Source organism: Streptomyces sp. NPDC045701, assembly GCF_056432045.1.
The window spans coordinates 262,695-273,259 of record NZ_JBWKJV010000006.1; the positions used below are offsets into that span (position 1 = coordinate 262,695).

7 protein-coding genes are annotated in these 10,565 nt (G+C 73.8%); 3 read left to right on the forward strand and 4 right to left on the reverse strand.

Going from position 1 to position 10,565, the window contains the following annotated elements; genetic code table 11:
* Positions 1-8: 8 nt before the first annotated feature.
* The 4 genes from vioC to AC07DW_RS10605 all read right to left on the reverse strand — a co-directional run bounded on the left by vioC (position 9) and on the right by AC07DW_RS10605 (position 5,775).
* The gene (gene vioC, locus AC07DW_RS10590) at positions 9-1,043 is read right to left on the reverse strand and encodes an arginine beta-hydroxylase, Fe(II)/alpha-ketoglutarate-dependent (RefSeq protein ID WP_478857256.1); all 1,035 of its coding nucleotides are present in this window, start codon (positions 1,041-1,043) and stop codon (positions 9-11) included.
* 247 nt (positions 1,044-1,290) lie between these two features.
* Positions 1,291-3,168, reverse strand: a complete 1,878-nt coding sequence (locus AC07DW_RS10595) for an amino acid adenylation domain-containing protein (RefSeq protein ID WP_478857257.1) — start codon at positions 3,166-3,168, stop codon at positions 1,291-1,293.
* Between the two features lie 5 nt (positions 3,169-3,173).
* Complete coding sequence (gene vioD, locus AC07DW_RS10600) at positions 3,174-4,334, reverse strand: capreomycidine synthase (protein ID WP_478857258.1); 1,161 nt, start codon at positions 4,332-4,334, stop codon at positions 3,174-3,176.
* A gap of 19 nt (positions 4,335-4,353) precedes the next feature.
* Entirely contained in the window at positions 4,354-5,775 is a 1,422-nt protein-coding gene (locus AC07DW_RS10605; RefSeq protein WP_478857259.1) for a KamA family radical SAM protein, read from the reverse strand.
* Between the two features lie 476 nt (positions 5,776-6,251).
* On the opposite strand from AC07DW_RS10605, the gene AC07DW_RS10610 reads away from it, so the two are divergent.
* From AC07DW_RS10610 to AC07DW_RS10620, 3 genes are all read left to right on the forward strand, one after another.
* Positions 6,252-6,956, forward strand: coding sequence for an XRE family transcriptional regulator (locus AC07DW_RS10610; protein ID WP_478857260.1), 705 nt, complete (start codon positions 6,252-6,254; stop codon positions 6,954-6,956).
* A 69-nt stretch (positions 6,957-7,025) separates the two neighbouring features.
* Positions 7,026-8,759: a carbamoyltransferase family protein gene (locus tag AC07DW_RS10615; protein ID WP_478857261.1), complete on the forward strand. Its 1,734-nt coding sequence runs from the start codon at positions 7,026-7,028 to the stop codon at positions 8,757-8,759.
* Positions 8,756-10,474 carry a condensation domain-containing protein gene (locus AC07DW_RS10620; protein WP_478857262.1) on the forward strand — a complete coding sequence of 573 codons (1,719 nt, stop codon included), beginning with the start codon at positions 8,756-8,758 and terminating at the stop codon, positions 10,472-10,474. The genes AC07DW_RS10615 and AC07DW_RS10620 overlap by 4 nt, the downstream gene beginning before the upstream one ends.
* The last annotated feature ends 91 nt before the right edge of the window (positions 10,475-10,565 follow it).

The following is a 10,565-nucleotide window of genomic DNA, read 5'->3' on the forward strand; positions in this document are numbered from 1 at the left end:
GGGTGCGCTCAGCCCAGCAGCCGGGTCTCGGCCGTGGCCCGCATCGGGCGGGAGCGCCGCAGGTCGGCGGTGACGCAGACCCGCTTGAGCCAGCGGTCGGTGCCGTCGTAACGCGCCTGGAACGGCAGACGGCCGTGCACGGCCCGGTGGTTGTCGATGAACAGCACGTCTCCCTGGTCCGCGACCACCTCCCGCATACCGGCGTCGACCACCTTGAACAGCGCGTCGTAGGCACGCCGTGCGTCGGCGTCGTCCTCCGGCACGGAGGTGAAGTACGGGTCCAGACGCATGTACGGGTCCCGCCGTGAGCCGTACAGCAGCGGCCCGAGCGGACGCTCGTCGATCATCCGCTGGATGGTGGCGAAACGGGCGGCCTCCTCGTCGGAGGTGATGGTGTTGTTCTTCGGCAGATGCGACTCGTCCGGGGCGATGTGGAAGCGCGGCTCGAAGAGGATGTCGACGTCCTCGTCGGACAGCGAGGACAGGTCCAGCTCGCCGACCGTGGTGGGCACCCGGTCGGGGTTGCGCAGCGCGCCCAGGATCAGGTAGTCGCTGCGGTAGGGGTGGAAGGCGTCCTCGGTGTGCCAGGTCAGCAGCTCCTTGCTGCCCATGCCCAGCTGGTCGTTCTCGTGCCGGCGGATCGGGAAGATGTCGTGCACGAGGTGGCCGTCCTGCTGCGTGGCCCAGCCGAACGGCTCGCCCAGCAGCGCCGAGTACAGCATCAGCAGCAGCTCCTCGGGGAACTCCGGTCCGGGCCGGCGACGGCCTCGCCAGTGCTCGGGGGTGGGTCCGATGCGACGCTGGTCGAACTCGTGCCCGCGGACCACCACATGGCCGTGGCGGTCGCCCAGTTTGAAGTCGCGCAGGAAGTGCTGCACGCCCAGCGGCAGCCGCGCCGCCAGCCGCGGCAGGTCGCGCAGGAGGCCGGGGTCGCCGAAGGACGGGTAGAGGGCGGCCAGTTCGACGGTGAGCTCCGCGGTGGCGGCGGCCTCGTCGGGGGAGAGGGTGTAGCTGCGTGTGGACTGGTCGGTGAGGTTCGACATTGCCAACTCTCGCTGAGTGGTCGGTGATGGTTACTGCCCGCGGGGGTGACCGGAGCCGGGCCCGCGGGCCCTCGGGTGGTGCGGGTGACGCGATGGACGTGCCGCGCGGAGGAGGCGCGCGCCGGAGGAGGTACGCGGGAGAAAGGAGCGGGCGCGCCCGGTCCTGGCGGGGGAGACCCTGGTGGGCGCCGTGCCCGCCGGCGAGGTGCGCGGGCGGGGCGCGGGCCGGTCCGTGCGGCCCGGTCGCTCAGGGCCGGGTGACCTCCCGGGGACGGCCGGTCCCGCCGGTTCCGCCGGCTTCGAGCGCCCCGGCCAGGAGCCGGGGGGTCGGACAGCGCAGCAGGCCGCTCGCGCGCAGTCCGGCCGCCCGGGGGAAGGACTCGCGCAGCCGGGCGAGCAGGCGCATCGCCAGCAGGGACTGCCCGCCGTGCTCGAAGAAGTCGTCGTCGGGACCGAACTCCGGTGCTCCCAGGACCTCACGGAACAGGTCCACGACGGTGGACAGCGGTTCGTCCCGGGGCCCCGGCACGCTGACCGGGCCCGCCCCGCCCGCCGGCCCAGCCGACGTCGCGCCGGCGGAACCGGTCGCGGTCGCCCAGGCAGCCAGCCGGCGCTTGTCGATCTTGCCGTGCGGGTTCTTCGGCAGGCCGGAGACCCGGTACAGCAGCCTGGGCACCGCCCAGTCGGGCAGCGCCGCCTCCAGCGGGGCCAGCAGCGCGTCCCTCTCGGCGCCGGTCAGGCGGACCGCCTCGCCGGGCAGCGGGGCGTGCCGGGGGTCGGCCGGGACGGTGAAGCCCCACAGCACGGTTCCGGTGTCCGGGTCGGGGAACACCACGGCCTGGTCCACGGCCGGGTCCTCGCACAGCGCGCGCTCCACCCGCGCCGGCTCCAGCCGGTGGCCGCGGATCTTCACCTGGTCGTCGAGCCGCCCCAGGAAGACGAGGTTCCCCTCGGTGTCGATCCGGCCCAGGTCGCCCGTCACGTACACACGCGCACCGGGAACGGCGGCCGACGGGTCGGGTACGAACCGGCGGGCGGTGGCGGCCTCGTCGCCGAGGAAACCCCTGGCCAGCAGCGGTCCGCCGATGTGGATCTCCCCGGACTCGCCCTGCGGCACCGGCCGCCCGTCGCGGCGGACGCTGATCTCGACGTCCCGCAGCGGCGTGCCGAGCGGGACCTCCTCGGCCTCGGCCGGAAGCAGCCCGGTGTAGAAGGTGGAGCTGACGGTGCACTCGGTCAGGCCGTAGACGTGCGCCAGCCGGGCCCGCCGGCGCGCCTGCCACTCCCGGTAGGGCCGTGGGTCCATGCGCTCGCCCCCGACCACCACCAGGCGCAGGTCCGCCGGCGTGGTCAGATCGCGCGCGTCGAGCCAGCGGGCGTACTCCAGCCAGTACTGGGTGGACAGCTCCACCACGGTGGTACCGGTACGGGCGATCGTCGCGTGCAGCTCATCCGCGTCCAGCGCGTGGGTGTCGGTCCTGCACACGACCGCCGCGCCCGCCACGAGCGCGGGGAACACCTCCTCGATCAGGACGTCGAAGCCCAGGGAGGCCACCTGGAGCCAGCGGTCCCCGGTGGTGAGCTCCAGTCGTTCGGCGACCGCGACGGCGAACCTGCGCAGCGCGTCCCGCTCGATGACCGTGCCCTTGGGCTGCCCGGTGGATCCGGAGGTGAACAGGACGTAGGCCACGTCACCGGGGGCGGCCGTGCGGGCGGGCCGCCGGATCGCGGAGGCGGTGTCCGTCGCCTCGGTCCCGGTGGGTCCGGCCGGGAGGTAAGCCGCCTCGGGGGCGTGCGCGCCGTCGCCGAGCCACACCGCCGCCTCCGTGCGCCGCACCAGGGCGGCTCGCGCGGCCGCGGGCAGCCGGTCGTCCAGGACGGTGAACCCCGCGCCGGCCTTCAGCGCCGCGAGCATGCCGAGCACCGTGCGGCCGGGATCGGTGAACGCGAGGCCCACCAGCCGTCCGGGGCCCGCGCCGCGCTCGGCCAGGGAAGCGGCCCAGGCGTCGGTCAGCAGGTCCACCGACCGGTAGGTGAACACCCGATGTGGCGTCACCAGAGCCGGACGGTCGGCGCCTTCGTGTACGCGGAGGTCCCACAGCTCCAGGATGTCGGTGCGGTCCACGGCGGTCACCGGGTGCCCGCGCGGCTGTGCAGGAACTCCGACAGCCCCGCGAGTCCGGCCCGGAAGCCCTCCTCCGGGCCGCCGAAGCCGAGCCGGGCGCCGTACGGAGCGCCGAAGGCCGTACCCGGCACCAGGAGCGTGCGGTGGCGGGACAGCAGCTCCAGGCAGAACCGTTCCACCGCGGCCGGCCCGGCGGCGGCCTCCTCCAGCTCGCGGAAGACGGGCAGCGCGCACACCCCGCCCTCGGGCGGCGTCCAGCGCACCACGTCCCGGTGCCCCTCCATCCACTCGGTGAGGTACGCGAGGTTGCGCCGTGCCTCGGCGGCCCGCGTGCCGATCAGCGCGTCGGCGTGACGCATCGCCCGCTCGGCGATCAGCTCGACCAGCGGGGACAGGAAGAGCGTGGTCCGGTCGCGCAGCGGGAAGACGGCCGTGATCAGCTCCGGTGGCGCGATCGCCCAGCCGACCCGGAGCCCGGGCAGACCGAAGGTTTTGGAGAAGGTGCCGTAGGAGATCGTGTCGCCACCGTCGGCGGCGGGGTCCGGGAGGACGTCCCACCGGTGCGCGATCTCGGCGGTGGCGGCGTCCCACACCAGGGTCGCGCCGGCGGCGGCGGTCCGTTCGGTCAGCGCCTTGAGGCCCTGCGGGGACAGCGTGACCCCCGAGGGGTTGTGCGGGAAGTTGACGACGACGGCCGTGGTGCCCGGCGTGACCAGGCTCCCGAGCACGTCCTCGTCGATCTCGCCGTCGCGTACGGCCGCGGCCGGCAGCTCGGCGAGCTCGCAGCCCGCCGCCCTCGGGTAGTGCCCCAGCGAGTGGTAGATGCCCTGCTGAACGACCACGCGGTCGCCGGCCCGCAGCAGCGTGCCGAGGGTGAGCGCGATGGCCTCGCTGGAGCCGTGGGTGACCAGGACCCGGTCGGCGTCGCCGCCCGCGTACCGGTCGGCGATCGCCTGCCGGATGCCCGCGCCGCCCTGGGAGACGCTGTCGTCCATGACGACGGCGTCCAGCTCCCCGGCCGTGAGGCCGCACCGTTCGCGTATCTCGGCGAAGGTGTACGGGTGGACGCCGCTGGAGCTGATGTCGTGGATGCCGGACCCAAGGTGCCGGCGGTACCACTCCTCCAGCACCGGGGGGTCCTCACGCGGTGGACGCAGACTGCTCATGGTGGTGCGGATGTCCCTTCTACCCTTCACGGGTGGCCTCGTGGGTGCTGCCCCGGTGGGTGTCCCGCCACCACTGCTGTCCGGCGAGCGGAAGCGTGTCGATGGGGTCGTAGTAGTGGTACGAGCCGCCGCGGGCCTCCGGGTCCGCCGCCTCCAGCGGCGTGAGGTAGCTCTTGCTCCAGTGCGATATACCGAGTTCGCGGTCGTAGGAGTCGCTCTGGTCCACCCAGCGCTTGCCGGCCATCGGCACGTCGCAGACGATGCGGGGGGTGGCGAAGCCGGGCAGGTACCCCATGATCTGACGTTGCATCAACTGGGCCCGGTGCAGCGGCACGCGCCAGTGCTCGGCGTGGGGGATCATGTCGCACATGTAGAAGTAGTACGGCGTGATGCCCGCGTGGTCGGTGAGCGCGAAGCACAGGTCGAGCAGGTCGTGCGCGCTGTCGTTGACCCCGCGCATCAGCACGCCCTGGTTGCGTACGTCGTGCAGCCCGGCGCCGAGCAGCGCCCAGGACGCCTCGGCCACCGCGGGGGTGATCTGCTGGGCGGCGTTGGCGTGGGTGTGCAGCGCGATCCGCACGCCTCGCGACCGTGCGCGCGCCGCGACCCGCGCGACGCCCTCCAGTACCGGGCCGGACCGCCAGTGTTGGGGCAGGCCGACCAACCCCTTGCTCGCCAGCCGGATGTCCCGGATCGACTCGATGTCCAGCAGGCCGTTGATGAAGCGCTCCAGCCGCGGCCAGGGCATGTTGGCCAGGTCGCCGCCGGAGACCACCACGTCCCGGATGCCGGGGGAGGCGCGCAGGTGCTCCAGGATGCGGTCGGCCCGGTCGGTCGGCTTCAGCAGGAGCTTGTTCTTGGCCACCTGGGGTGTGGAGTTGCCCACGAGGTCCATCCGCGTGCAGTGCCCGCAGTACTGCGGGCAGGTCGACAGCAGTTCCGCCAGCACCTTGGTCGGGTAACGGTGCGTCAGTCCCTCCACGACCCACATGTCCTGCTCGTGCAGGGAATCGCGGCTGGCCATCGGGTGCGAGGGCCACCGCGGGTCACGGTCGGAGAAGACCGGCAGCATGTAGCGGCGTACCGGGTCGTCGTAGAACGCCTTGGTGAGTTCGCCCGGCCGGCCGCCGGCCGCCCCCGGGGCCATGGTGTTGACCATCTGGGGCGGCAGCAGCACCGACATGGTGGCGCGGTGCAGCCGGTCCTGTTCCCAGTCCTCGTAGAAACCCTCGTCCAGCAGGTCGCCCATGACCGCGCGCAGTCCCTTGGCGTCCTTCACGCAGTGGGCGCGCTGCCACTGCGGGTCGGCCCACTCGGCTGCCGTGACGTGGCGCCACCCGGGCAGGCGCCGCCAGTCCGGTTCCACGAGCGGACGGCTGCGGTACTCGTAGACGCCTTCCAGTGGTGCTGTTGATTCCGTCCGGCTGCGTGCTGTTTCCACCACCCGCCACCCAATCCCATCGGTTTCGGCCGTATCGCCTGACGTCGATCTTGCAGAGGGTGAGAGGTTGTACACGAGGGGAAGTTGTACGGGGTGCTGACCCGGAGTGCCCCTGTACAACTCGGGGCCGTCCGGCGGGAAGCGGAAGGGGCGGGCCTGGGTAGGACGGGGAGGAGCGGACAGGGCCGGCGGCCCGCGTGGACGGCCCGGCCGCTGGCCTGAATTATTGGTTGATGAGTTGATGTGTATGTCACTGGCATGTACCAATGTCCGCAGATCCGGTGCGTCGGCTTCCCTCCCGGGACGCCGACGTCCTCCGGCTGATCGTGCCGTCGGGACCGGGCGCCGCTGACCACGGTCGTCTGCCCCGCGGGGACCGCGCTTCTTCGACAACCGAGCACCAGGGGGGAAATGTGCCCAGGCCAGAGCGGTTACTGGACCCGACCGCAGGACCACTGGAGGCGTTCGCCCACGACTTGCGCACCTTACGGAAGCGGGCCGGGAACCCCTCGTACCGCACCATGGCCAAACGGGCGCACTACTCCGTGGCCACGCTCGCCGAGGCGGCGCGCGGACTGCACAAACCCTCGCTGAAGGTCACCCTCGCCTATGTGACCGCGTGCGGCGGGGACGTGGAGGTGTGGTCGCGCCGCTGGCACACCGTCAGCGGCGAACTGGAAGCGCGGGGCGCGCCTAGACCGGGCCGGCCGGGGGGTGCGGAGCGGGAACCCCCTCGCTCCGCCCGGCCCCGGCCGTTCCGCGGTGACCAGCAGCCCGCTCCGGGCCGCGACCGCGACCCCGGGCGGGGCCGCGCCCAGGGGCCGGACCGCGCACCGGGAACCGATCGCGCCCAGCGGCCCGACCGCGACCGGGTGCCGGACCACGTCCTGGGGTCGGACCGCGACCCGGGGTGGCACCGCGCCCAGGGAAGGGACCGTGACCCCGAAGGCGGCCCGGCCCACTCCGCCCGCCCGGCGTCCCCCGCCTCCGCGCACGGCCCCGGAACGGACCAGCTGACCGGTGAGGAACGGGCGGAACTGCGCAGGCTGCGCGGCGAGGTCGAGGAGCTGCGGCGCGCGAACGAGGTGCTGAAGGCGGCATCCGCGATCTTCGCCGCCGATCTCCGCACAACGTCGAAGGTCGTGTACAACCCGGCGGATCGACAAGATCGGTCGGCGTGACCGGTGCACCCCGCGCCCACGAGGCGCGGGGTGCGCCGGACGATCCCGACCGACCTTTGGGGACTGACCATGCGTGTGCTCGGAGTCAACGGCTGGCCCGGGGCCAGCCACGACGGTGCTGCCTGCCTCGTCGTGGACGGCGAAGTCATCGCCCTGGCCGAGGAGGAACGCTTCACCCGGAACAAGCACGCCTACGGGGAGGCGCCCCTCAGCGCCGCCGCCCACTGCCTCGCGGAGGGCGGCCTCACCCTGGACGACATCGACGTCGTCGCCCACGGCTGGGACATGCCCAAACTCTTCGCGGACCGGGGCCTGGACTGGTTCGCCGACGACGCCGAGACGCTGGAACACCTGCTGCCCAAGGCGCTGTTCCCGCGCACCCGCGACCCGCGGCTGACGTTCGTCAACCACCACATCGCCCACGCCGCCAGCGCCTACCACCTCTCCGGGCGGGACCGGGGGGCGATCCTCGTCCTGGACGGCCAGGGCGAGGACGTGAGCACCACGCTGGCCGTCGGCATCGACGGCGACATCAAGACCCTGCGCGGCTTCACGCCCGGCTGGTCGCTGGGCTACTTCTACGCCGCGGTGTGCGAGTACGCCGGCCTCGGCCCGGACGCGGCGGGCAAGATGATGGGCCTGGCGTCGTACGGCACTCCGCAGGACCTCACCTTCGGCGGCGCCCTCGACTTCACCGACGACGGCTTCGCCATCGGCGTCGTCCCGCCCGGCCTGCGCTCCACCGGCAGCACCGACGAGGAGACGGCCACCATACGGCTCTGGCTGGAGCACCTCGAAAAGGTCCTGCCGGACGCCCCCAACCGCTCCATCCGCCGCTTCGATCCCCGCACGGGGCGCTACACCAAGGTCACCGACCGGGACCCGTTCGAGTACCGCGACATCGCCGCCACGGCCCAGGCGGCCCTGGAGCGCGCCGTCATGGCCCTCGTACGCGGCCTGCTCAAGGAGACCGGCGAGACCACGCTGCTGGTCGCGGGCGGCGTCGGCTTCAACGCCACCCTCAACGGCAAGCTCATGCGCATGCCCGGGGTCCGGGACCTGTTCGTCCAGCCCCTCGCCGGCGACCAGGGCGTCTCCCTCGGCGCGGCGGTGTGGGTCGCGGCCCGGGAGGGGGACACCGTCCGGCCCATGACGGGCTCGGTCGCCTGGGGCCCGCAGTGGACCCCGGACGAGATCCGCCACGTCCTGGAGGCGTCCGGCACCGCCTACACGGAGCCCGCCGACATCGCCGCCGCGACCGCGGACGTCCTGGCCGGCGGCGGGGTCGCCGGATGGTTCCAGGGCCGGGCCGAGGGCGGCCCCCGTGCCCTCGGCCACCGCAGCATGGTGGCCGTGCCGAACCCCGAGCACACCCGCGACCGGGTCAACGTCCGCATCAAGGACCGCGAGGCGTGGCGGCCGTTCGCCCCGAGCATGCAGCAGGAGGCGGCCGAGGCGCTGATCGGTACGACCACCCCGCTCCCGTACATGATCGTCACCACGCCGGTCACCGAGGCGGGCGCCGCCGCCATGCCCGCCGTGGTCCACAGCGACCGCACCACCCGGCCGCAGACGGTCTCCGCCGACGTCGACCCCCTGTACCACCGGCTGATCGGCCGGGTCGGCGAGCACACCGGCACCCCCGTGGTCCTCAACACCTCCTTCAACGGCCGTGACGAACCGGTCGTCTGCAGCCCGCGCGACGCCCTCGCGACCTTCCACCGGCTGCCGATGGACGCCCTGGCCCTCGGGCCGTTCCTGGTCCGCCGTCCCGACGGCGCCCTGGGCGAGGCCGGCGCATGACCGCACCGCCCCGCGACCACTCCGCCTCCGCCCCGGCCGCCGGGCCGACCGGTGACGCCGGCCCGGCCGTCGAGGAGGTGCGTGCCCGGCTCGACGTCTGGCTCGCCGACACCGTGCTCGCACCGCGGGCCGACCTGTCGGCCCCGCTGCTCGACCTCGGCGTCGACTCACTCGACCTCATCCGCACCGCCCGCCGTATCGAGGCCGCCTTCGGCGTGCGCGTGCAACTGCGGGAGCTGGCCGTCCCCGAGATGACCACCGCCCGCCTCGCCGCGCTCGTCGCCGAGCGGGCCGCCCGGCGACGTACCGCCGACACCGCACCGGCCGGCTCCGGCCACGACCCGGTCCTGCTCACCCCTCCGCAGGAACAGGCGTGGGAGGAGCAGACCGGCGACCGGGCCCACTGGAACCAGGCGATGCTCTTCCTCACCCGGCCCGGGATCGACGCCGAGCTGTTCGCCGAGACCGTGCGCCGCCTCGTCGCCGGTCACGCCTCGCTGCGCCTGGCCGTCGAGACCCGCCCGGCCCGGCGGCCCAGGCAATCGGTGGCACCGATCTCCGTCGACGACCCGCCCGAGGCGGCACTCGGCCCGGTGCTCGACACGGTGGACATCTCCGAGCTGGCCGACGCCGAACTGGCGGCCGCGGTCAGCCTGCGCTGCGCGGTCGAACAGCGCGCCCTGGACCCGCGGACCGGACGCGTCGCCCGGTTCGTCCGCTTCGACGCGGGCCCGGCCCGACCGGGGCGACTGCTGATGGTCCTCCACCAAATCGCGTGCGACATGGTCTCGTGGTCCATCCTCCTGGAGGACCTGGAGGAGTTGTACACGGCGCTCGAAGCCGGCCGCCGGACCGTCCGGTGCGCCGAGGGCACCCCGTACCCCGAGTGGGCCCGGGCGCTCGCCGACCACGCCCGCACCCCCGAGGCCGAGGCGGAGGCCGAGTGGTGGACGGACGTGGTACGCACCCCCGCGACCGTCCCGCTGGACCACGCGGTCGCCGACCCCCGGGCCGTGAACACCGCCCGCACGGCCGCGACGTACCACGAGGAGTTCCCCCCGGAGCTCACCGCCCGCCTCGGTACGGCGGCCCGCGCCCACCGCGCCCACCCGGGCGACCTGGTCCTCCACGCCCTGGGCGAGGTACTGGCCGGGTGGCTCGACGAGCCGGCGGTACGGGTGGACGTCCTGCGGCACGGGCGCGAGGAGGCGGTCGGCGACTCCCATCTCGCCCGCACCACCGGCTGGTTCACCACCACCGCGCCCGTCCGCCTGGACCTGGGACCCGGCACCGCGGCCGAGCGACTCGCCCGGACCGTCGGGCACCTCGCGGCCCTGCCCGGCGGCGGAGTGGGGTTCGGCGCGCTCGGCCGCCACGGCCGGCCGCGCATCGCGGCCGCCCTGCGCGCCGCCCCGCCGAGCGACGTCTCCTTCGACTTCGAGGGCGGCGACGGGGACGCCCTGCCGCTGCGCACCCTGCTGCCGGACGTCGCACCGGAGCCCGTGGGCGACATCACCGCCCCGCACTGGACGCGGCCCCACCTCATCGAGGTGATCGCCACGACCGACGACGACGTGCTGCGCGTCGAGTGGTGGTACTCCACGGCGCTGCACGACGAGGAGACGGTGCGCGGCCTCGCCGCCCGCCACCGGGCCGCTCTCACCGCGCTCCTCGACGCCGCGGGGCCCGGCGCGGCCGGGGCACCGAGCAACTAGTGTCCTGCGCCGGGAATTCGATTAAGATATGAGGCCAGGCGTTCGAGGATCTCGTCGGCGCTCTTCGTCCATGTGAAGGGGCGGGGGTTCT